Source organism: Aequorivita sp. IT1183 (genome assembly GCF_058068265.1).
Genome location: NZ_JBYRHS010000007.1, coordinates 178,170 through 200,733 on the forward strand (window position 1 = coordinate 178,170; position 22,564 = coordinate 200,733).

Annotated in this window: 18 protein-coding genes and 3 tRNA genes; 15 read left to right on the plus strand and 6 right to left on the minus strand. The window is 36.0% G+C overall.

The window, feature by feature from the left end:
* The first annotated feature begins 36 nt into the window (after positions 1-36).
* The 9 genes from AC3RVF_RS15315 (at position 37) to AC3RVF_RS15355 (ending at position 4,996) form a co-directional block, all read left to right on the plus strand.
* Complete coding sequence (locus AC3RVF_RS15315) at positions 37-417, plus strand: TfoX/Sxy family protein (protein WP_489693734.1); 381 nt, start codon at positions 37-39, stop codon at positions 415-417.
* Positions 418-1,131: a 16S rRNA (uracil(1498)-N(3))-methyltransferase gene (locus tag AC3RVF_RS15320; protein WP_489689960.1), complete on the plus strand. Its 714-nt coding sequence runs from the start codon at positions 418-420 to the stop codon at positions 1,129-1,131.
* A gap of 62 nt (positions 1,132-1,193) precedes the next feature.
* Positions 1,194-1,850, plus strand: coding sequence for a DUF4159 domain-containing protein (locus AC3RVF_RS15325; protein WP_489689959.1), 657 nt, complete (start codon positions 1,194-1,196; stop codon positions 1,848-1,850).
* Between the two features lie 3 nt (positions 1,851-1,853).
* Positions 1,854-2,189, plus strand: coding sequence for a hypothetical protein (locus tag AC3RVF_RS15330; RefSeq protein WP_489693735.1), 336 nt, complete (start codon positions 1,854-1,856; stop codon positions 2,187-2,189).
* 66 nt (positions 2,190-2,255) lie between these two features.
* Positions 2,256-3,347 carry an AI-2E family transporter gene (locus AC3RVF_RS15335; protein ID WP_489693736.1) on the plus strand — a complete coding sequence of 364 codons (1,092 nt, stop codon included), beginning with the start codon at positions 2,256-2,258 and terminating at the stop codon, positions 3,345-3,347.
* A 2-nt stretch (positions 3,348-3,349) separates the two neighbouring features.
* Positions 3,350-4,519, plus strand: coding sequence for a THUMP-like domain-containing protein (locus AC3RVF_RS15340; protein ID WP_489693737.1), 1,170 nt, complete (start codon positions 3,350-3,352; stop codon positions 4,517-4,519).
* 147 nt (positions 4,520-4,666) lie between these two features.
* A tRNA-Ser gene (locus AC3RVF_RS15345) sits at positions 4,667-4,750 on the plus strand.
* A gap of 56 nt (positions 4,751-4,806) precedes the next feature.
* Positions 4,807-4,881: transfer RNA gene (locus AC3RVF_RS15350), tRNA-Pro, on the plus strand.
* Between the two features lie 41 nt (positions 4,882-4,922).
* Positions 4,923-4,996 (plus strand) — tRNA-Arg (locus AC3RVF_RS15355).
* Between the two features lie 42 nt (positions 4,997-5,038).
* Here the strand turns inward: AC3RVF_RS15355 and AC3RVF_RS15360 are convergent.
* Positions 5,039-7,084 carry an HD family phosphohydrolase gene (locus AC3RVF_RS15360; RefSeq protein ID WP_489689956.1) on the minus strand — a complete coding sequence of 682 codons (2,046 nt, stop codon included), beginning with the start codon at positions 7,082-7,084 and terminating at the stop codon, positions 5,039-5,041.
* Between the two features lie 129 nt (positions 7,085-7,213).
* Here AC3RVF_RS15360 and AC3RVF_RS15365 point away from each other — a divergent pair, with 129 nt between their 5' ends.
* Positions 7,214-8,392: an acetyl-CoA C-acyltransferase gene (locus tag AC3RVF_RS15365; RefSeq protein ID WP_489689955.1), complete on the plus strand. Its 1,179-nt coding sequence runs from the start codon at positions 7,214-7,216 to the stop codon at positions 8,390-8,392.
* Between the two features lie 32 nt (positions 8,393-8,424).
* Positions 8,425-9,174 carry a C40 family peptidase gene (locus AC3RVF_RS15370; protein ID WP_489693738.1) on the plus strand — a complete coding sequence of 250 codons (750 nt, stop codon included), beginning with the start codon at positions 8,425-8,427 and terminating at the stop codon, positions 9,172-9,174.
* Between the two features lie 55 nt (positions 9,175-9,229).
* On the opposite strand, the gene AC3RVF_RS15375 is transcribed toward AC3RVF_RS15370, so the two are convergent.
* Together AC3RVF_RS15375 and gyrA are read right to left on the minus strand one after the other, a co-directional pair.
* Positions 9,230-10,495 (minus strand): tetratricopeptide repeat protein, encoded by a 1,266-nt coding sequence (locus AC3RVF_RS15375; RefSeq protein ID WP_489693739.1) that lies wholly within the window; start codon positions 10,493-10,495, stop codon positions 9,230-9,232.
* A gap of 10 nt (positions 10,496-10,505) precedes the next feature.
* Positions 10,506-13,043, minus strand: coding sequence for a DNA gyrase subunit A (gene gyrA, locus AC3RVF_RS15380; RefSeq protein ID WP_489693740.1), 2,538 nt, complete (start codon positions 13,041-13,043; stop codon positions 10,506-10,508).
* A 255-nt stretch (positions 13,044-13,298) separates the two neighbouring features.
* Between gyrA and AC3RVF_RS15385 the strand changes: the two genes are divergently transcribed.
* Together AC3RVF_RS15385 and AC3RVF_RS15390 are read left to right on the plus strand one after the other, a co-directional pair.
* Positions 13,299-15,851: an ATP-dependent Clp protease ATP-binding subunit gene (locus AC3RVF_RS15385; RefSeq protein ID WP_489689951.1), complete on the plus strand. Its 2,553-nt coding sequence runs from the start codon at positions 13,299-13,301 to the stop codon at positions 15,849-15,851.
* Positions 15,852-15,958: 107 nt separating this feature from the next.
* Positions 15,959-16,336 carry a hypothetical protein gene (locus AC3RVF_RS15390; protein ID WP_489689950.1) on the plus strand — a complete coding sequence of 126 codons (378 nt, stop codon included), beginning with the start codon at positions 15,959-15,961 and terminating at the stop codon, positions 16,334-16,336.
* A 9-nt stretch (positions 16,337-16,345) separates the two neighbouring features.
* Here AC3RVF_RS15390 and AC3RVF_RS15395 read toward each other — a convergent pair whose 3' ends face one another.
* Positions 16,346-17,233: a T9SS type A sorting domain-containing protein gene (locus AC3RVF_RS15395; protein WP_489693741.1), complete on the minus strand. Its 888-nt coding sequence runs from the start codon at positions 17,231-17,233 to the stop codon at positions 16,346-16,348.
* 40 nt (positions 17,234-17,273) lie between these two features.
* A complete protein-coding gene (hutH, locus tag AC3RVF_RS15400; protein ID WP_489693742.1) occupies positions 17,274-18,782 on the minus strand; it encodes a histidine ammonia-lyase in 1,509 nt (502 codons plus the stop codon).
* 180 nt (positions 18,783-18,962) lie between these two features.
* Between hutH and AC3RVF_RS15405 the strand changes: the two genes are divergently transcribed.
* Entirely contained in the window at positions 18,963-20,327 is a 1,365-nt protein-coding gene (locus tag AC3RVF_RS15405) for a TlpA family protein disulfide reductase (RefSeq protein WP_489693743.1), read from the plus strand.
* Between the two features lie 67 nt (positions 20,328-20,394).
* Here the strand turns inward: AC3RVF_RS15405 and AC3RVF_RS15410 are convergent, their stop codons facing one another.
* Positions 20,395-21,933 (minus strand): NAD(P)H-hydrate dehydratase, encoded by a 1,539-nt coding sequence (locus AC3RVF_RS15410; RefSeq protein WP_489693744.1) that lies wholly within the window; start codon positions 21,931-21,933, stop codon positions 20,395-20,397.
* A 165-nt stretch (positions 21,934-22,098) separates the two neighbouring features.
* On the opposite strand from AC3RVF_RS15410, the gene AC3RVF_RS15415 reads away from it, so the two are divergent.
* A complete protein-coding gene (locus tag AC3RVF_RS15415; protein ID WP_489689945.1) occupies positions 22,099-22,515 on the plus strand; it encodes a glyoxalase in 417 nt (138 codons plus the stop codon).
* Positions 22,516-22,564 lie beyond the last annotated feature (49 nt).

The following is a 22,564-nucleotide window of genomic DNA, read 5'->3' on the forward strand; positions in this document are numbered from 1 at the left end:
ATCCTACTCCTGCAAGGTTTCCAAAACCTTGTAGGTTTGATTAAACTAAAGTTGAAAAGAGCGCACACAAAAGCAAAGGAAAATATGAATCCCAATTCCGAAGAAATACTGAAACGAATTCGAATTGCTCTCAATCCGTGGAAAAAGGATATTGAAGAAAAGCGAATGTTCGGTGGAACTTGTTTTCTTTTTAAAGGAAAAATGTGCGTGGGCGAAACAAAAGAGCGTCTAATGGTAAGGGTTCCGGCAGAAAGGATGAATAAATTAACAGAAAAATTATTTGTAAAACCAATGGATTTTACTGGAAAACCAATGAAGGAATTTATTTTTGTAACAACCAAAGGTTTTGATACCGAAGAAAAATTACAGCAATGGGTTGAAATTGGTATAGCGCATGCAAAAACAAAATTGAACTAAATGCAACTATTTTACAATCCAAACATTTCTGAAAATACGCAAGAAATAACTTTTGATAAAGATGAAAGTCGCCACATAATAAAAGTGTTGCGTATGAAAGAAGGCGATACTTTTAAAATCACTAATGGAAAAGGTTCTTTTTTTGACGCAAAAATTACAAATGCAAATCCGAAAGGCTGTTTAGTGAAAATTCTCTCAGAAGAAAAACAGCCACCTCTGCCCTACCAACTTCACTTGGCAGTTGCTCCCACAAAACTCAACGATCGTTACGAATGGTTTCTGGAAAAAGCTACTGAAATTGGCATCACGGAAATCACTCCAATAATCTGCGACCACAGCGAACGGAAAGTAATAAAACCAGAACGCTACGAGAAAATCCTTCAAAGTGCGATGAAGCAATCGTTAAAAGCATATTTGCCAGTTTTGAACGAAGCCGTTTCTTTAAAAGATTTCATAAATGCAGAAAAGGCTTCAGAAAGCTTAAAATGTATTGCCCATTGTGAAGAAACCGATAAAAAATCGTTGAAATCTATTCTTCTTCCAAATAAAAAAGTAATCATATTAATTGGTCCCGAAGGCGATTTTTCTACTGAAGAAATAGATTTGGCAAAAAAATCTGGATTTATTCCTGTTGCTTTAGGTGAAAGTCGTTTAAGAACCGAGACGGCAGCTGTCGTGGCTTGCCATAGCGTTGCTTTTGTGAATGAACAATAAAAAAACTAACGGGTTTTGAAAACCTATTAGTTTTATCTACCCTATTTTGTACTTTTGAAACTATGCGAAAAACACTCTTTTCAATATTCTTTTTTGTGCCGATTGTTTTTGGCATCGGAAGCATTTCAGCACAAGAAATTGCGCTGTTGCAATACGGTGGCGGTGGCGATTGGTATGCCAATCCAACGTCGTTGCCTAATTTGGCTAAATTCTGCAACGAAAAAATTAATACCGCTATAAAAACTAAGACCGCAACAGTAACGCCCGGAAGTGTAGATATTTTTGACTATCCTTTTGTTCATATGACGGGACACGGAAATGTTTTTTTCTCATCCGAAGAAGCTGAAAACCTTCGGAATTATTTAGTGAGCGGCGGTTTTTTATACATAGACGATAACTACGGAATGGATAAATATCTTCGGAAAGAGATTACAAAGATATTTCCGAATAAAGAATTGAAAGAACTCCCCGCAAATTACCCGATGTTCAGTTACGTTTATAAATTTCCACAGGGAATGCCTAAAATCCACGAACACGATGGTGGAAGGCCACAGGCATTTGGAATCTTTGAAGAAGACAGATTGGTTTTACTCTACACATTTGAAACCGATCTTGGCGACGGTTGGGAAAATCCAGAAGTTCACAACGACTCGGCAGAAGTTAGATTAAAAGCACTGCAAATGGGTGCCAATATTGTGAAATACGTTTTTGAAAATTAATAGATGCGATTAAGTTATTACTGCCGTTCCTGCAAAAAGAAAAACTATATAAATTCAAAAGCTACGAACAGGTTTGAGCTGCAAGTAGAAGTTGGAGATGAAATTAACAATCGATGTTCGCATTGCGGGACACTCGAAAAAAAGCACATCAATCGACTTTTTGCCGAACCATCTAAATTTGTTGGTTTTTTAGCTCTTGGGTTGGCAATATTGCTTTCCGGAACTGTTTTTATTTTTGGTTTTATTGCAACGCTTACAATTACAATCCCAATTTGGATTTATTTTGATGCATATAAAAAAGCAAGTATTTTCAATAAAGTAATGATTCCCCGAAAATAAGTTTTTATTAATATTCCTTAACAAAACTTTGATTTTTCGTGTTTCGGAATATAGTATATTTACGCAGTGAAGACCACAGCAAAAGCAATAGCCCTAGGTATTTTAAAAGCATTGGCAGTGCTAGTTGGTATTATATTATTAATTTGGTTTCTCTATGAAATTCAAGCACTAATTCTTTACATAGGTCTCGCACTTGTTCTTTCTTTAATAGGAAGACCCGTAGTTTTCTTTCTCAAAAAGCTAAAATGCGGAAATACACTTGCCTCCGTAATTACACTACTTCTTATAATTTGCACCTTTAGTTTGATATTGAGTGTTTTTGTACCTATAATTATTGAACAGGGAAAAAACATTTCGCAAATTGATTTTGAACAGGTTAAGCGTGATTTAAATGAGCTAAATATTCAAGCCAGTGACTATCTTGGCGTAGATCATTTTCAATTGGTTGAGGCGGTTAAACAGACTACTTACGTTCAAAATATGGACGTAGAAATTATTCCTAGTTTTATAAATATCTTCTTCGGAAACATTACCAGCACCATAATCGGCATTTTCTCAGTCTTATTTATCTCGTTCTTTTTATTGAGGGATGAAAGCTTAATTGCCCGTTCTGTTTTAGTATTTGCAGACGAAGATCGCGAGCCAAAATTCAAGCGTATATTAATTAAAATTAAAGAGCTGCTTTCCAGATATTTTATTGGTTTATTACTGCAGATTTTTATACTTGCACTTTTCTATTCTGTTTTATTACTCTACTTAGACGTTCGCGATGCTGTGGCAGTGGCGCTTATTTGTGCGTTTTTAAATATTGTACCTTATTTGGGGCCGCTTATAGGTTGGGTTTTAATGGTTTTTGTAATAATATCAAACAATCTCGGTGCCGACTTTTCAAGTGGTTTACTTCCACTGCTATTGATTGCCTCAGGAGGTTATGCCATTGCACAAATTTTTGATAATTTTATTTCGCAACCCGTAATTTTCGGGCATAGTGTGCGATCGCATCCACTAGAAATATTTCTAGCAATTTTAATTGCCGGTTTTGTTTTTGGTATTCCGGGAATGATACTCGCCGTGCCTACATATACCGCAATAAAAGTAATTGCCAAAGAATTTCTATCGGAATATAAAATTGTAAAACGCCTGACCAAAAATTTATAAATTTGTTCAATAAATCTCTTCTAAATAGCGAAGTACAAAAATTTATTAGAAATTTTGATGGAGAGGTTTCAAAACTCGCTTTTGCAGGCAGTCCGTTTAAAGATGTTTCCGTTCAGGAATTAATACAGCAAATTGAAAGTAGGAAGAAAACCGAAAAAAAGCTTCCTACTTGGTTCAACACCCTCAATATACTATTTCCACCGAAATTAAATCTCGAACAAACCTCTTCAGAAGTTACTGCAGCTTATAAAGCATCATTAATTAGCGGAATTACACTTGCCGATATTACGGGCGGTTTTGGGGTGGATAGTTTCTACTTTGCTGAAAAATGCAACACAGTACACCATTTTGAAACAAACGAAGCTCTTTCGGCTTTGGCAGCCCATAATTTTAAAGTCTTCGGAAAAGAAAATATAGTTTGTCATGCCGAAGATGGCTTACAAGCAACTCTAAAAAATAACTACGATGTAATTTACGCAGATCCTTCGCGGCGTCACGATAGCAAAGGCAAAGTGTTTTTTTTAAAGGATTGTGAGCCAAATATTCCTGATACTATTTCAGAAATAATGGAGCATTGTAAAACTTATCTTTTAAAGTCATCGCCAATGCTCGATCTTTCGGTAGGTTTGAATGAATTGCAACACGTTGCAGAAATTCATATAGTTGCGGTTGAAAATGAAGTGAAGGAACTGTTATGGTTGATGAAAAAAGATATCAACGGAAATCCCGAAATAAGAACCATCAATTTTACAAAGTCTGGAATCGAGACCTTTAATTTCAACTGGAGTAATTCTGCAGTAGCCAAATATAGTATGCCGCAAAAAATACTTTTTGAACCCAATGCCGCAATTTTAAAAAGTGGTGCATTCGATTTAGTTTCTGAAAAACTGAAATTGAGCAAGCTTAACAAAAACACTCACCTTTACACTAGTGAAGTTATTGTTGATTTTCCTGGAAGAAGTTTTGTGATTGAAAAAGTTGTTCCCTATTCAAAATCTGAAATGCGTGCTGCATTATCCTTTAAAAAAGCGAATATTGCAACTAGGAATTTCCCAGAGTCTGTAGAAACACTGCGGAAGAAATGGAAAATTACTGATGGTGGAGTTATCTATTTATTTTTCGTTACCAACATGGAGAACAAGAAAGAAATGATAATTTGTAGAAAGATTTAACTTGTTTTAATTTTTTTTGGGTAGCATCCACTTGATTTGAAACGGTTTAAAATTTATCTTAAAAAAAGGCAAGTTTTTGTTTGCATTATTCTATTTGAAGACATACATTTGCACTCGCATTTTAGATGACAAGTTCATAATTAAATTGGAGAGGTGCCGGAGTGGTAACGGAGCAGATTGCTAATCTGTCGACGGGTAACCGTCGCCAGGGTTCGAATCCCTGTCTCTCCGCATTATTGAGTTTTTAGAAACTACAAATTACAGTGAGCATATATTTTTGCTGTTCACGGGGTGTAGCGTAGCCCGGTTATCGCGCCTGCTTTGGGAGCAGGAGGCCGCAGGTTCGAATCCTGCCACCCCGACAAAAACCGAACAGATTGTGTTCGGTTTTTTTGTTATTAATGGTCGCATAGCTCAGCTGGATAGAGCACCTGCCTTCTAAGCAGGCGGTCGAAGGTTCGAATCCTTCTGCGATCACATTCAATCCCCTTTTTAGGGGATTTTTTGTTTTCAGTAATGTTATTCCGGATATTCCACTCTCAAGTGGTAAATGTTGTTCAGTTTCTTCTTTAGCACTTTCTTTATCATCTCAATTTCTTTAAACGTAATATTCGCATTCAAAAATTGACCCTGCGCCATTTGGTTGTTTATTATCTTTTCAACAAACTCATCTATAATTGTGGAAGAAGGTTCTTTCAAACTTTTACTTGCCGCCTCAACGCTATCAGCCATCATTAAAATCGCTGTTTCTTTCGAAAAGGGTATTGGGCCCGGATATATAAAATCTTCTTTGTTAGCTTCGCCCTGCAGCTCTCTTTCCTTTTTATAGAAATAGTACACCAAACTTGTACCGTGGTGGGTACGAATAAAGTCAATAACTCTATCTGGAAGATTATTTTTTCTAGCTATCTCAATTCCTTTTATTACGTGGTCTATAATAATTTTGGCACTTTCTTTAGGATCCAATTCATTATGCGAGTTAATTGAATTAGCCTGATTTTCTGTAAACATTGTTGGATTCAACATTTTCCCGATATCGTGATAGAGGGCTCCTACCCTAACCAGCATACTGTTTGCGCCTATTTCGTTTGCTGAAGCTTCCGCTAAATTTGCCACATTTAAAGAGTGGTGAAATGTTCCCGGTGCTTTGTTTGAAAGTTCTTTCAGTAATTTTGAATTGGTATCACTTAGTTCTAACAACGATACATCTGAAACTAATCCGAAGATCTTTTCATAAAAATAAATCAATGGATGTGCAAAAAGTGTTGCTAGACCACAAAGAATGAAATACTGAAAATTTTGCCATTGCATTGTTTGAATATTCCCTTCCTGAATTACGAAAAAAGCGAAGTAGCCAAGGATGTAAATCAAGGTTATTTGCCCTACCGATATAAAGAGATTAGCCCTTTTATACAATTCTGAAACCGTAAGAATTGTTACAATACCAGCAATAAACTGAAGGAACATATATTCAAAACTATTCGGAACAATAAAACCGAGCAATAGAATAGTTAAAACGTGTACAAAAAGACCAACGCGCGGATCGAAAAAAGCTTTCAGAATTAATGGCAAGATGCAAATAGGAACTATATAAACGTAGTCTGCGTGCACTTTCAGCACCAAGGTGGTTAGAAAAACCATCAAAAAGATGTTGAAAAATATGAAGGTGACCTTTGTATTATTGTTATAAATGTATGGGCGATAGTTTTTTAGAAATAGAAAAAGCATTAAAAACACTAATGAGACGAGCATGGAGTAGCCCACCAACAGCCATAAATAATTGTTTTTACTCCAAATCTGACTGTCAAATTCGGCTTTTAGCGAATTCAGTATTTGGAATTTATCACCTTCCACCACTTCTCCTTTTGCGATTATTCGACCGCCTTTCTCAATAATCCCACGGTTTGGGTTGAGGGTCTTTATTTCGGCTTCAATGGAAGATTCAGTGAGTTTGGTGTTTAATTTTACATTGGGTATAAAAACTTGGTTTAATATATTGTATAGCAGTACTTGGGCATCTTCGGTACTGTTTTTTTCAACTAGATCTCTAACTTTGTTGTTTAAGTTTTCCTTTTTGAATAATTGTGAATAGCTCTGTTCTTCAATCTCGTTGCCATTTTTTAAATAGATAAGCCTGTCGTTATCATAATTGTGAATTTCATCTGTAACTCCATTTTTATAGGCTTCCGCAATAAAATTTTCTCCTAATCTTGCTAATGTACTTTTAGGTGTTTTATAAAGACTATCAATATATCTTGTATTAAGCTCACTCTTAAAACTTTGTGATACATTAGCTTCAATCTCGTTGCTATATTCAAAATATGGAATGGCATTACCTCGAATTTCCTCTCGTTCTTTTTTAAGCGTATCTTCATTTTTCTTTATAGTAAAACTGAAAGGCGCATAAAGATTTTCGTACTGCCAAGGTTTCCCTTTTTGGAAATTATATTTAAACTGCCCACCTTTCGGAAGGAAATAAATAACTAGTAATGTGGAGAATATGAAAAGAAAAACCTTGTAGATAAGGGATTGATTTTTTGCGAACAAAGAAAAAAGGTTCTTCATAGATTTATAACTTAAAGTAAAGGTATAAATAAGGAACGAGTTATCCCAAAACCAATACCTGCAAAGATTGATATTTAAGTTAGAAATATGTAATTTCGCAGTCCTTATTTCAAATATAAAAACAGTACCATGAGCAATAAAGTAGTTATAGTATCCGCAGCCAGAACCCCCATAGGAACCTTTATGGGAGGCTTATCGTCTCTTACTGCAACCCAACTGGGTTCCGCAGCTATAAAAGGCGCAATGGAAAAAATAAACCTGGATCCATCCTTGGTACAGGAAGTTTATATGGGTAATGTAGTTCAGGCCGGTGTTGGTCAAGCGCCAGCCCGCCAAGCAGCTATGGGTGCCGGAATTCCTGATACAGTTCCTGCTACAACCATAAATAAAGTTTGCGCTTCTGGAATGAAGGCAGTTATGAATGCTGCTCAAGCAATCGCACTTGGCGATGCCGATGTAGTAGTTGCTGGCGGAATGGAGAGCATGAGTAATATTCCACATTATGTGCATATGCGCAGTGGAACAAAATTTGGGCCTGCTACCTTAATAGATGGCATGCAAAAAGATGGTTTAGTAGATGCTTACGATCACAACGCAATGGGAACCTGCGCAGATCTTTGCGCTACAGAATATAAATTTTCTCGTGAAGAGCAAGATGCTTTCGCAGTTAAATCCTATGAACGTGCAGCAAAAGCTTGGGCAGATGGAAAATTTAACGAAGAAGTTGTTTCTGTTGAAGTACCACAACGTCGTGGCGAACCAGTAGTAATTGCTGAAGATGAAGAGTTCAAAAATGTGAAAATGGACAGGATTTCTACTTTACGTCCAGCGTTTTCAAAAGATGGAACTGTAACCGCAGCAAATTCATCAACAATTAATGATGGTGCAGGTGCAATGATTTTAATGAGTGAAGCAAAAGCAAAAGAATTGAGATTAACTCCATTAGCTTACATTAAAAGTTATGCTGATGCTGCTCAGGAGCCAAAATGGTTTACCACATCGCCGTCAAAAGCACTTCCGAAAGCAATCGCAAAAGCGGGATTAGATATTAAAGATGTAGATTATTTTGAATTCAACGAAGCATTCGCTGTTGTGGGTCTGGCAAATATGAAAATTCTTGGACTTGATGATAGCAATGTAAATGTAAATGGTGGTGCGGTTTCTTTAGGCCATCCGCTTGGTTGTAGTGGCGTTCGAATTTTAATTACACTTCTTAACGTACTAAAACAAAACGACGCTAAAATTGGTGCCGCAGCAATCTGTAATGGTGGTGGTGGTGCTTCTGCAGTAGTAATTGAAAGAATCTAAAAATAACCGTAACTGTTATCAATAAGTACTGAATGGATTACGGTGTCTGTAATTTAAGTATTGTTCCTCTTCGAGCTGAAGCTTCCGATGCGAGTGAAATGGTAACGCAGATATTTTACGGCGAACATTTCAAAATACTGGAAACCCGCAAAAAGTGGAGCCGAATTCGTCTTGCTTTTGATAGTTATCAGGGTTGGATAGACAACAAACAATTTTTAAGTATTGCTGAAGAAGATTATGCAGATTTCGAAAAAAAGGAATTGCGATTATCTTCAGATTTAGTTGACTTTGTTACCGTACCTGAAAACCAGTTATTTTCAATTTGTTTGGGAAGCACGGTTTCAGCTTCGGAATATTTAAAACACCGTTTTGAAGGGAAGTTCGTTTCAAAAATACTTCCGAAGGAACATTTAATTGAAACTGCCCTACTCTATCTAAATTCACCGTATTTATGGGGTGGTAAAAGTCCTTTCGGTATAGACTGTAGCGGCTTTACACAGATGGTTTATAAACTAAATGGTTATAAGCTTTTGCGTGATGCTAGCCAACAGGCAACTCAAGGAGAAGCTTTAAGTTTTATTGAAGAAAGTGAGCCAGGAGATTTAGCCTTTTTTGATAATGAAGAGGGCAAAATCACACACGTTGGGATAATTATGAAAGACAACTACATCATCCACGCCCACGGCAAAGTGCGTATTGATAGAATAGACCATAGCGGTATTTTTAATTATGACGTGCGAAACCACACACATAAGCTACGGGTAATTAAAAGAATTATATAAAAAGACAAAACCCCTGAAATTTCAGGGGTTTTGTCTTTTACTAAACTAAGGAAGGTTAATTTCCTTGAGCTTCTAAAGCTTCTAATTTTGCTTTAACAGTTTTATACTTTGCATCTTCACCAATTTGGCTGTAAATATTCATTAAATATTTAAGAACATTTTGATTAGTTGGATTAATAGTATTTGCTCTCTCTAAGTAAGGCAACGCATCTTTATATGAATTTTCACGCTCTTTCTTAAGTTCCTCATATTTTTTGTTATCTGCTGAAGAATTACCTAAGTTGTTCATTTGCTCAACAATATTATCTTCATTAGATAATTTTAGGGCAGCAAGATTAATCAGTGCAGCTTCGTACTCTGGTCTTAGCTCAAGAGATTTGTTATAGTACTCCTCTGCTTTTTCCTTATTCCCTAGTTGGTCATTACTAATACCAAGGTTAAAGTATATTTCAGGATTTTCAGGATCTGAAGCGACAATTTTCTCCATTAACTCATTATAGCGAGCATTGTCACCCATTTTATAACTCATGTCTGCATCTGCTCTCATCAAGAAAACATCATCTGGGTTTTCTGCTCTTGCAGTTGTAATTAGCGCTTTTGCTTTTTCGGTATCACCCCTTTCAATATAAATAAGAGTCATGTTACGAAGTATTTCACCTTTTCTAGATTCTGTTACGCTAGTTTCTGGTTTGATAAATTCGCCAGATTTTACTGCGAAATCTCTAAGCTTTTCACTATCAAAAGCTTCAACTTGACCAGTAGCTTTACTTGTTGCAACAAATTCTTTCGTTGCACCGCTGTAATTCATATCTAAAAGCATTTGGTAGTACTGAAGAGCAGAGTCATAATCCAAACCATTTACAGCATTTCCTGCGGCAAAGTACAAATCTGAAGTGTCCTTCTTTGTTACCATATAGCTAGTATATAGTTTTTCTGTAGCCGTTTTATATTGTTCTGCATTTTGATCTTTAATCGCGCTATTTATTAATGCCGCTCTCAAATTTTGTAATTGATCGTATAATTGATTCTCGATGCTTGCATCTAATGAAAGTGCAGTAGAAAATGCTTCTGCAGCTCCTTTCAATTTTTTGAAATCTGATCCGCCGGACCCAAGTAAAGCTTCACCTCTGGCAGCATAAAACTGCGCTTTCATACCATTATCTGCTGCGCTAAGCATAGGTTCTGCTTCGCTCAAATAGTTTAAGGCTTCACTGTATTCATTAGACTTTATTGCTTTTTCAGCTTTTTTTATTTCCTTTTTTTGTCCAAATGAAATAGCAGTTACAAAAGCCAGCCCTGTTATTAATATTCGTGTTTTCATGTGTTAAAGTTTATTCGTTATTTTCGGTTTGAGTTTCATCATTATCAAGAGTAGTGCCATCAATATTTTCGTCGATGTTTTCAGCAATATTTTCAATATCTTCTTCATCTTCATCCTTCATTGCTTTTGCAACTGCAGCAATGGCATCATCTTCTCTAACTTTTATTAAGCGTACACCTTGTGTAGCTCGACCCATAATACGAAGATTAGATACAGCCATTCTGATGGCAATTCCAGATTTGTTGATAATCATTAAATCATCATCATCTGTTACATTCTTCATTGCTACTAATTTACCAGTTTTTTCAGTAATATTAATAGTTTTCACACCTTTTCCACCACGATTGGTTATTCGGTAATCTTCAATTGAAGAGCGTTTTCCGTAACCATTTTCAGAAACTACAAGGATGTCTGAATCATTTTTATCTACTGCGATCATTCCTATAACCTCGTCGTTATCGTCTCCAAGTCTAATTCCACGAACACCCGAAGCATTTCTACCCATCGATCTCGTTTTCTCTTCTTCGAAACGAATAGCTTTTCCAGATCGTACCGCCAGCATAACTTGACTGGTTCCTGTAGTTAATTTAGCTTCTAATAATTCATCGTCTTCACGAATAGTGATAGCATTAATCCCGTTCGTTCTCGGTCTAGAATATTGCTCTAAAGGCGTTTTCTTAACCTGACCTTTTTTAGTGGCCATAATTACATAGTGACTATTTATGTAATCTTCGTCTTTTAAATCTTGAGTACAAATGAAAGCTTTCACTTTATCATCTGGTTCAATATTTATAAGGTTTTGAATAGCTCTACCTTTAGAAGTTCTTGTTCCTTCAGGAATTTCGAAAACCCGCATCCAGAAACATTTTCCTTTTTGGGTGAAGAACAGCATATATTGGTGATTAGTACCAACGAAAAGATGTTCTAAGAAATCTTCATTTCGTGTAGCTGAAGCTTTTTGCCCCACACCGCCTCTATTCTGTGTTTTATATTCTGAAAGTGATGTACGTTTAATATAACCTGCGTGCGAAATGGTTAGTACCACTTGCTCATCTGCAATTAAATCTGTAATACTTACGTCGCCACCGGCATATTCAATAACTGAACGACGTTCATCGCCGTATTTTGCGCGAATTTCTTCAAGTTCTTCAGTTATAATTTTCATTCTAAGCTCTTTACTTGCAAGAATATCTCTATAACCCTGAATTGTTTTCATCAATTCTTCGTACTCAGTTCGTAATTTATCCTGCTCCAGTCCTGTTAACTGGCGAAGTCGCATTTCTACAATTGCCTTAGCTTGTATTTCAGTAAGTTTAAAGGCTTTAATTAATTTCTCTCTTGCTTCATCGGCATTAGAAGAAGAACGAATTAAGCGAATAACTTCATCTATATTATCTGAAGCAATAATTAATCCTTCTAAAATATGTGCGCGTTCTTCCGCTTTGCGAAGTAAATATTCGGTACGACGAACTACAACTTCATGACGGTGCTCCACAAAATAGTGAATCAATTCCTTCAAATTCAACATTTGCGGTCTACCTTTTACCAACGCAATATTATTAACGCTGAAACTAGATTGCAGTGATGTATACTTATATAAGGTATTTAATACAATATTTGGAACTGCGTCGCGCTTCAAAATATAAACGATACGCATTCCATTTCTATCACTTTCGTCACGGATATTGGAAATACCTTCAATCTTTTTATCGTTGACCATATCGGCGGTCTTTTTAATCATGTCCGCCTTGTTAACTTGATATGGAATTTCAGTAACAATAATACACTCACGCCCCTGCACTTCTTCAAAAGTCGCTTTTGCACGCATTACAACGCGCCCACGACCTGTGTGAAATGCTTCGCGAACACCTTCGTATCCGTAAATAGTTCCGCCTGTTGGAAAATCTGGAGCTTTGATGTGCTGCATTAGCCCATCTATATCTATATCGTTATCTTCAATATAAGCTATGGTTCCGTTAATAACTTCCGTAATGTTATGCGGAGGCATATTGGTAGCCATACCTACTGCAATTCCACTTGCACCATTGATCAAAAGACCTGGAACACGTGTTGGAAGAACAGTTGGTTCTTTTAAAGTATCGTCAAAGTTTAATTGATGATCTACAGTTTCTTTGTCGATATCTGCAAGCATATCTTCAGAAATCTTCTGCATTCTCGCTTCCGTATATCGCATCGCTGCTGGACTATCGCCATCAACGGAACCAAAGTTACCTTGCCCGTCAACTAACATATAGCGCAAGCTCCATTGCTGAGCCATACGCACCATTGCGTCATAAACAGATGTATCTCCGTGTGGGTGATACTTACCGAGTACCTCTCCCACAATTCTCGCAGACTTTTTATGCGCACCTGTTGCTTTTATACCCAATTCGTGCATTCCGAAGAGAACTCTTCTATGTACAGGTTTCATTCCATCGCGAACATCTGGCAGTGCACGTGACACTATGACCGACATCGAGTAATCGATGTAGGCAGATTTCATTTCATCTTCAATGTTTATAGGGATTATTTTATCACCTTCAGCCATAAAAAATAGGTTTATTTATCGTTGTTAAACTAATGGAGCAAGATACACTTTTTCGTAGGTTTAACAGGGGTTTTTGCCATACGTTATTCACGAATTTATTAACAAATTTAGGGGGTGAAATCGTTAATAAGTAAAGTTGCAATTTCTTTGTTTTACAGCATATATTTTGTCCTTTTACTAAATTGATTTTAAATAGGAACAGTTTTTGTCCTATTTTGGTTAAATTAGTACCAAACAGAAGAGAGGATTTAAAATATGGACGATAATTTTTCCCCAAGAGTTAAAGATGTAATAGCCTATAGCAAAGAAGAAGCACTGCGATTAGGACACGATTTTATAGGCACTGAGCATTTAATGCTCGGTCTATTAAGAGACGGCAGTGGCAAAGCGGTAACTATACTTAATGCGCTTGCTATTGACTTAAACCATTTAAGAAGAAAAGTAGAAATATTGAGCCCGGCGAATCCAGGCGTTACTACAAATACAAATGATAAAAAGAATCTTCATCTAACCCGCCAAGCGGAAAGAGCGCTGAAGACCACATTTTTGGAAGCCAAACTTTTTCAAAGTAATTCCATTAATACTGCTCATTTACTATTATGCATTCTTCGGAATGAAAACGACCCAACTACAAAATTGTTGAACAAAATGAAGGTTGATTATGACGTGGTGAAAGACCAATTTAAACTTATGATTACAAATGACGACGATTACATAGACACTCCAAGCGCCGAATCATTTCCAAATGATGATGAAACATCGGCGGAGGACGCTGGGAAAGAAAATTTATTTTCCGGTACCACTGCAAAAACGAACAAAAAATCTAAAACTCCTGTTTTAGATAACTTCGGAAGAGATCTTACTGCTATGGCAGAAGAAGGAAAACTCGATCCTGTTGTGGGGCGCGAAAATGAAATACAACGTGTTTCTCAAATTTTGAGTAGAAGAAAGAAAAATAATCCATTACTAATTGGTGAACCTGGTGTTGGTAAATCTGCCATTGCCGAAGGTTTGGCATTGCGTATTATTCAAAGAAAAGTTTCCAGAATTCTTTATGATAAAAGAGTGGTTACTTTAGATTTAGCAAGCCTTGTGGCTGGAACCAAATATCGCGGTCAGTTCGAAGAACGAATGAAAGCAGTAATGAACGAGCTTGAAAAAAATGAAGACATCATTCTTTTCATTGACGAAATTCATACAATTGTTGGTGCCGGTGGCGCCACAGGATCTTTGGATGCTTCAAATATGTTTAAACCTGCGCTTGCAAGAGGTGAAATACAATGCATCGGCGCAACAACCTTAGACGAATACCGTCAATATATTGAAAAAGATGGAGCGCTCGAAAGACGTTTTCAAAAAGTATTGGTTGAACCAACTACGGTTGAAGAAACCATCGAGATTCTTCAAAATATAAAAGACAAATACGAAGCGCACCACAATGTAATTTATACTGATGCTGCTATTCAAGCTTGCGTTAAGCTTACAAATAGATACATGACAGAGCGTTTTCTTCCAGATAAAGCAATTGATGCTTTAGATGAAGCGGGTTCTCGCGTACACATTACAAATATTCATGTGCCCGATAAAATTCTTCAAATTGAAAAGCAGTTGGAAGAAGTTCGTGAACTTAAAAATACTGTAGTTAAAAAGCAGAAATACGAAGAAGCAGCAAAACTTCGAGACGACGAGAAAAATCTTGAAAAAGAGCTAGCGATTGAACAAGAACAATGGGAAGCAGATTCTAAACTTCACAAAGAGACGGTTGATCAAGAAAATGTTGCTGAAGTAGTATCAATGATGACCGGTGTTCCCGTTAGTAGAATTGCACAAACTGAAAGCACCAAGTTAGCCGCCCTACCCGACCGGATAAAAGGAAAGGTAGTTGGTCAAGACGAAGCTGTTTCCAAAGTGGTAAAAGCCATTCAAAGAAACCGTGCTGGTTTGAAAGATCCAAATAAGCCAATTGGGTCGTTTATTTTCTTGGGACAAACTGGTGTTGGTAAAACTCAACTTGCAAAAGTATTAGCACGTGAGTTGTTTGATTCTGACAATGCTTTAATTCGGATTGATATGAGCGAGTATATGGAAAAATTTGCCATCTCTCGTTTAGTTGGAGCGCCTCCGGGATATGTGGGTTATGAAGAAGGTGGTCAGCTTACTGAAAAGATAAGAAGAAAACCTTACGCTGTAGTTCTTTTAGATGAAATTGAAAAAGCGCATCCAGATGTTTTTAATATGCTTCTGCAAGTTTTAGACGACGGCTATTTAACCGATAGTCTTGGAAGAAAGATTGATTTTAGAAATACAATCATCATCATGACTTCTAACATTGGTGCCAGACAGATAAAGGATTTTGGTCAAGGTGTAGGTTTTGGAACTGCTGCGAAAAAAAGTCAGGAAGACACGCATACAAAAACCGTAATCGAAAATGCTTTAAAGAAAACTTTCGCTCCAGAATTTTTGAACCGTATAGACGACGTAATGGTCTTCAATGCTTTGGAAAGAGAAGATATCCATAAAATCATAGATATTGAGCTTAATAAATTGTTTGCTCGTATTTCAGATTTGGGCTACGAACTTAAACTTACCGAAAAGGCGAAGGATTTTATTGCAGACAAAGGTTTTGATAAGCAATATGGCGCCCGTCCTTTAAACAGAGCTATTCAGAAATATATTGAAGATGCATTGGCTGAAGAAATTATAAATAGTAGCTTGCATGAAGGAGACACTATAATGATGGACCTTGACGAGAAGACTAATGAACTCACTATTAAAATTAAAAAACAAAAAAACACGACAGAATCATAGTGCTGTTGGTTTATAATATTGTATTAATCCCCAAGTTTTCTTGGGGATTTTTTTTTAGAATATATTTAGAAAATTCCTTAACTTACTAAGGCTTTAATAACTGTGCTATGATAAAAAGTTTACAATTTGAATATGGTGAAGTTCGGGTTTTTCAAAAATTCGTTGTAGTTGTAATGAAGGAAGGGATTACTGTGAAGCCTGAATATAATGACGACTTAATAGCTATTTCTGAAACTTATTATGGCAAGCGCTCTTTTGGATATATAACCTATCGAAAAAATTCATATTCGGTAGACCCTATGATATACATAAAAACCTCAAAAATCGAAAATTTAATTGGTTTTGCTGTTGTTTCTAAAGGTGGTTTAAATGTGGCGAACATTGAGTTAGAAAAACGATTTTTAAAAAAACCCTTTCAACATTTTGAAAACCTCGATGATGCAAAAGATTGGGTAAATGAGTTGATTATTAATAAGGGTTCCTAATTTCTGACTTTACTTAATAATCTTAAAAGTTCTTTTAGTGCCCGCTAGTCCGTCAACTAGAATAATATATGTGCCAGAGCTATAACTAGTCATATTAATAGAAATAGTCTTCTCGAAATTATTTTCAACGCTTTTAAGTTTCTTTCCCGTTAAGCTATAAATTGTTGCGCGAGTAATATTTGTGGCATTATTAAGCAAACAAGTTTCGCTATTGTTCAATTTTGACAACACCACTTCTTCCAAATTATTCTTTTTGATATCCATATAAACTGGCTTGCAATCGTCAATAGAATCTAAATTGGTATAAAAAGCAGCAGTATTTTTAAAATAACAACTTAACTGCCCTACCCCATTAAAATCTGGATTTCCACCGGGCGCATTTATAAGTGAAAGCGAACCACATCCTTCCACCCAAACAGCATTTTCTGTACTTATAGTATTTGAAGGCGTGGGTGAAAAATAGAAATGATCATAATTTTCCCCGTCTACTAAAGGTCGTGGGATAATAGAGTCTAACTTAAAATAGCCTCCATTCTGCGGAAATGGCGAAAGAGGATTAAGCATGTTAGTAGTATCGCCAACTTGTAGTGAAAAATCGTATAGTAAAGATTCTTCATTTCCACCGCCAGTGCGAATTTTTAAAAAGTAGAGTTTCTTTTCGGCTACTTCTTCCCGAAGTAGAAATGTTCGCGATATATAATGATACCCATCAAGTATTTTATAGGTCTTCCCATTTACGAGGGTGTCGCCATCTGTAAAATAAACATCTGTAGTACACCCAAAATTACAAGTAGTAAAATGCCATTCATTACGTTCATTTAAAATTGGCTCATAGTCCTGCGCAATAGCCGAAAGTGAAATAAATAAAACAGCAAGCGATGTAAAGATTGGTTTCATATTTTATAAAGTTAGCTTTTCGGAATCAAGGTACTATTTTTTAACCGAAAAGAATATCGGCATCCACATTTAAAGATTGCAGAAAAGCATCACTCGCGTGAATATCGTCTGCTAATAATCTATCGTTCTCCATAAACGGAACTATGGAGCGATAAGGCTTTAAAAATGATTCTATAAAAGGAGATGATTTTTTAGGCTCTCTAAATTTTAGGGCCTGAGAAGCATTCATCAATTCTATTGCTAAAATAGTTTCAATATTTTCTATTACTCGCAGGCATTTTGTGGCTCCATTGGCTCCCATACTTACATGGTCTTCTTGCCCATTTGATGAAACAATAGAATCTACTGAGGCTGGCGTTGCCAATTGTTTATTCTGGCTCACAATGCTTGCCGCAGTATATTGTGGTATCATAAAACCACTGTTTAATCCAGGGTTGTTTACTAAAAATGCTGGTAACTCCCGTATTCCAGAAACCAATTGATACGTTCTTCTTTCCGAAATACTTCCCAGTTCGGCCATTGCAATAGCTAAATAGTCCAAGGCAAGCGCTAATGGTTGTCCGTGAAAATTTCCGCCAGAAATAATAACATCTTCATTTACAAAAATGTTGGGATTGTCTGTCACCGAATTAATTTCGGTCTTAAATGTTTTATGCACAAAATTTATAGTATCCTTCGTAGCTCCGTGAACTTGCGGTATACAACGGAACGAATATGGATCTTGAACATTTTTATTTTCAGAAAGACCTATCTCACTATCTTCAAGAAAGTCTAAGATTTGTTCAGCAGTTTTCACCTGCCCTCTGTGAGGACGCACCAAATGCACCAACGCATTGAAAGGGCTCATGTTACAATCAAAAGCATCTATAGAAATAGAACTAATTAAATCTGCCAAGTATGAAATCTTATAACTTTTCAAAAGACAATAAACGCCGTAAGCACTCATAAACTGCGTGCCATTCAACAATGCGAGTCCTTCCTTTGCTTGCAGCGTAATGGGTTCCCAATTAAATTTTTTCAATACTTTTTCCGAAGCCATTCGTTCGCCGCCATAATACACTTCGCCTTTACCAAGCAGTGGTAAAGAAAGATGTGCTAAAGGAGCTAAATCACCAGAGGCGCCCAAACTTCCCTGCGAATAAATTACAGGTAAAATATCATTATTATAAAGATCAATTAATCTTTCAACAGTTTCAATTTGCACGCCACTATAACCATAACTAAGCGATTGTATTTTCAACAAAAGCATAATTTTTATGATAGGTTTTGGAACAAATTCTCCAGTACCGCAAGCGTGAGACATTACTAGATTTTCCTGTAATTGTGAAAGATTTTCTGAAAAAATCTTAACATTACACAAAGAACCAAACCCAGTGTTTATACCATAAACGGGCGTCTCATTATTCTTCATTTTATGAATAAGATATTCTCGAGACTTTTTTATGTTGAGTTGTGCTTCTTCAGAAAGTGCGAGGTCCGTATGATTTTCTATGATATCCTTAATTATAGACAAATCGAGGATTTCTGAACTTATATAATGAGTTTTCATTGAGTAGGTGGCTTTACGCAAAAATACTGTTTTTTAATTGCTATGCTACCTTTCTAACATTCAAAAGCTGCGAGTGATTATCCGCACGATAAAAGTGCATTTCAGAAAAATAAAAGCTTACAATGTTAAAAAATGTTATTTCAATATGTAATTTTACGATTAAATTAAAAATTTAGATAAATGAAAAAATTAAGCTTACTCCTTTTGGTGCTTTCCGTTATTGCCTGTAATCAGGAAGAAAAGCCACAATATTCCTTAATTAGTGGAACAGTTGAAAACAATACAGGAGAAACTGTTTTTGTACGTGGAAACGATTTTGAACTCAGAACTCCAATTAGCGAAAGTGGAACGTTTGCAGATACACTGCGAATCAAGGAAGACGGTTTCTACGAATTGTACGTTGGCCGTGAACGAACAGCAATTTATTTGGAAAAAGGAATGAATCTTTCTGTAAATCTAAATGCGAATGAGTTTGACGAATCATTAAAATATACAGGCGACCTTGGAAGCGTTAACAATTTTTTAGCCGCCAAATACCTTTGGAATGAGCAAAATATGGATAATAAGGAAGTTTTTTCATTAGCTGAAGCTGACTTCTTAAAACAATTAGAAACCAACCAAAAAAGTATCGATAGTTTATATGCAGTAAACACTATTACTAATGATAGTTTTAAGAAAAAACTTGCTGAAGAAGACAAATATGCCAGAGCGCTTATGATTGAAAATTATAAAAACGCGCATAGCTATTTTACAGGAATAGCAGATTATAAAGTTTCGGACGGTTTTTATGACGAATTAAAAAACATCAATTATAAGGATACGCTTGCTTACAGGAATTCAGTAGCGTATCAAGGTTTGCTAGATGCACATTTTAACAGACTAATAAATGAAGAGACTATAGAAGCGGTAAATAACCAAAACGTTTTGTTTCTAAAAAAGGTAGACGAAAGTTTACCAAACGGCTATGCAAAAGATAAAATAATGACTTCATATTTGCAGTTTGGACTTAAGCCAGATGAAACATTAGACGACGCTTTCAATATTTATAAAAATAGTACGCCAAACCCAGAAAATTTGGCGAAGCTAACAGTGCGATATAACAAACTTAAAACCATTACTAAAGGCAACCCCTCGCCTACTTTCAATTTTGAAAATCATAAAGGTGGTACAACTACATTGGAAAGCCTAAAAGGTAAATATGTTTACATAGATGTTTGGGCTACTTGGTGCGGACCTTGCCTACGCGAAATTCCTGCTTTAAAAGAGTTTGAAAAAGAATACGAAAACAAGAATGTACAGGTTGTAAGTATTTCTATTGATGTAGCGAAAGATTACGACAAGTGGAAAGCAATGGTTTCCGAAAAGAATTTAGGCGGAAAGCAATTGATGGCAGATAATAACTGGAAATCTAAGTTTGTAGAAGATTACGCTATTTTAGGAATTCCAAGATTTATATTGGTAGATCCACAAGGCAATATTATTTCTGCGGATGCTCCGAGACCTTCAGATCCAAAATTGCGAGAAACTATCGATGTATTAATGTAGGTAAATTAATATGTCTGTTCGAGCGCAGTCGAGAATTTCGTCCCCGCTCGAACAGACATTTTTGTTTTTAAGCGTTTGTTTTATTTTCAATTTCTTCTGTTGCAAATAATTCTAAATTTGCTTCTGAAATATTCCCGATAATATCGCCCGCCATCACAGCTTCGTAGCCCAATTGTTCTGCAGCAATATCTCCCGCACTTCCGTGCAAATACACGCCAAAAACCGAAGCTAGTAACGAGTCGTAACCTTGCGAAAGTAAACCCGTAATTACCCCGCTTAGCGCATCTCCACTACCGGCCGTGCCCATTCCTGGATTTCCAGTAGTATTTATATATAGTTTATCTCCATAAACTGTAATAGTGTATGCACCTTTAATTATAAGGACAACATTATGTTTTTCTGAAAACTTTTTAGCTTTTTCGAGTTTGTCATAATCGTTTTTCCACTCACCAATAAGTCGTTTTAACTCTCCCGGGTGAGGCGTTAAAATAGAATTCTTCGGAAGTAGTTTCAAGAAATTTTTATTTTCTGAAATAATATTCAAAGCATCGGCATCAATTACAAAGGGTATGTTTTTCTTCTTTAATATATTTTTCAAAGCTTCCACTGTAGCTTTATTTTTTCCGAGCCCCATCCCGATTCCTATGGCTGATGGTTCAAAACCTATTGTTATTTCACTTAGATAATCTTCCTCCTTATCTGTTATAACCATTGCTTCTGGAACTGTGGTCTGTAAAATTGTATAACCACATTTAGGCACAAAAGTGGTAACCATGCCCGCGCCAACTCTAAAGGCGGCAGCAGTTGAAAGTACGGCTGCGCCAATCTTCCCATAACTTCCTGCAACTATCAATGCGTGGCCGTAGGTGCCTTTATGTCCAAATTTTTCACGTGGCTGATAAAACCGTCGAGCTTCCAGTTTCGAAATTAATTGAGCTAATGGTTCAGTTTTTTGAAGAAATTCAACATCCAATCCAATTTCCAAAACATCAAAACTTGAAACATAGGGCGCTGTTTCTGGCAAAAAGAAAGATAATTTTGGGGTCTGAAATGTTAACGTATGGTTTGCTTTTAACACGGCATCTTTATCTTCCAAAGCCGAATTTGAATAAAGTCCGCTAGGCATATCAATTGAAAGCTTGAACGCTTTACTTTCGTTCAAATATTGAATTAATTTTTTTACCCAGCCACCGGGACATCGGTTTAATCCTATTCCGAAAATAGCATCTATAATAAAATCTTCTGCGTTAATTTCGGGGAAATCATTTTCACCCTTCATCAATATTGGCCATTTTTTGGAGACGTTTTTTATTTTATCATAATTCAAAAGGAAGTTCTTTGAGCGCTTGTCGCTACAATTTACTACATATACAATTACGTTATAACCATGTTCAATCAGCAACCTTCCCACCACCAAGCCATCGCCGCCATTATTACCAATTCCAGAAAAAATACGGATAGGAACAGGCGCTCCATTTAGGCGATGGTGTAACCATTGAAAAATTTGTAAACCAGCACGCTCCATTAATGCTTCTGAAGTAATTTCTTGTTTTTCAACCGTAATTTGATCGGCTTCGTATAATTGTTCTGAGGATAATATTTTCATTTATAAATTTCTTTTAAAAATTAAAAATTGAAATGGCGGGTTTATTATTTCACCATTTTCAAATATAAGAACATTACTTCGCATTGTTGAAAACAACGTTTATAACTAATTGATGGTTCGCTCAGAAAGCCCTTTATTCTTTATAATTTTAATGAAAACCAAATTATGGAAACAAGAGATAGTTTACTTTTAAGTATGCGCCCCGATATTCCAACGGCAAAAATTAACAACAATATGTCTGCCGATGAGTGTTTTCAGAATAAAACCCTAAGACCCGTAATAAAACTTCAACACGAACTTTTACTGGCAGCTTTTAAAAATTACGTTAATAAGCATAAAGATGTTTTTTATAATCTTAGTGTTGAGAAGAAATTGGATTATATAGAAAACGCTATTCATAAGGATATGAAATTCCGAAATTCACTAAAAGGTGTTATTATAGGTCAATTTACGCTGGAAGAATTTGAACTTTATATTCAAAATTCTTCTGCATTGAATAAACGGATGATGAATATTGTAAAAGAGCGTTTAAAAGACAATTTGCTGTACTTCGACAAGATAAGCTTATTAATCAGTACATAAGCAAAACTAAAGGTGTCAGAGCGATATCAGCTATGTTAAAACTTCTTTA

Bases quoted from the DNA above. Each gene is read 5' to 3' on its own strand.
- AC3RVF_RS15320 (WP_489689960.1), top strand. From the start codon at position 418: ATGCAACTATTTTACAATCCAAACATTTCTGAAAATACGCAAGAAATA.
- AC3RVF_RS15325 (WP_489689959.1), top strand. From the start codon at position 1,194: ATGCGAAAAACACTCTTTTCAATATTCTTTTTTGTGCCGATTGTTTTT.
- AC3RVF_RS15330 (WP_489693735.1), top strand. From the start codon at position 1,854: ATGCGATTAAGTTATTACTGCCGTTCCTGCAAAAAGAAAAACTATATA.
- AC3RVF_RS15360 (WP_489689956.1), bottom strand. From the start codon at position 7,084: ATGAAGAACCTTTTTTCTTTGTTCGCAAAAAATCAATCCCTTATCTAC.
- AC3RVF_RS15365 (WP_489689955.1), top strand. From the start codon at position 7,214: ATGAGCAATAAAGTAGTTATAGTATCCGCAGCCAGAACCCCCATAGGA.
- AC3RVF_RS15370 (WP_489693738.1), top strand. From the start codon at position 8,425: ATGGATTACGGTGTCTGTAATTTAAGTATTGTTCCTCTTCGAGCTGAA.
- AC3RVF_RS15375 (WP_489693739.1), bottom strand. From the start codon at position 10,495: ATGAAAACACGAATATTAATAACAGGGCTGGCTTTTGTAACTGCTATT.
- gyrA (WP_489693740.1), bottom strand. From the start codon at position 13,043: ATGGCTGAAGGTGATAAAATAATCCCTATAAACATTGAAGATGAAATG.
- AC3RVF_RS15385 (WP_489689951.1), top strand. From the start codon at position 13,299: ATGGACGATAATTTTTCCCCAAGAGTTAAAGATGTAATAGCCTATAGC.
- AC3RVF_RS15390 (WP_489689950.1), top strand. From the start codon at position 15,959: ATGATAAAAAGTTTACAATTTGAATATGGTGAAGTTCGGGTTTTTCAA.
- AC3RVF_RS15395 (WP_489693741.1), bottom strand. From the start codon at position 17,233: ATGAAACCAATCTTTACATCGCTTGCTGTTTTATTTATTTCACTTTCG.
- hutH (WP_489693742.1), bottom strand. From the start codon at position 18,782: ATGAAAACTCATTATATAAGTTCAGAAATCCTCGATTTGTCTATAATT.
- AC3RVF_RS15405 (WP_489693743.1), top strand. From the start codon at position 18,963: ATGAAAAAATTAAGCTTACTCCTTTTGGTGCTTTCCGTTATTGCCTGT.
- AC3RVF_RS15410 (WP_489693744.1), bottom strand. From the start codon at position 21,933: ATGAAAATATTATCCTCAGAACAATTATACGAAGCCGATCAAATTACG.
- AC3RVF_RS15415 (WP_489689945.1), top strand. From the start codon at position 22,099: ATGGAAACAAGAGATAGTTTACTTTTAAGTATGCGCCCCGATATTCCA.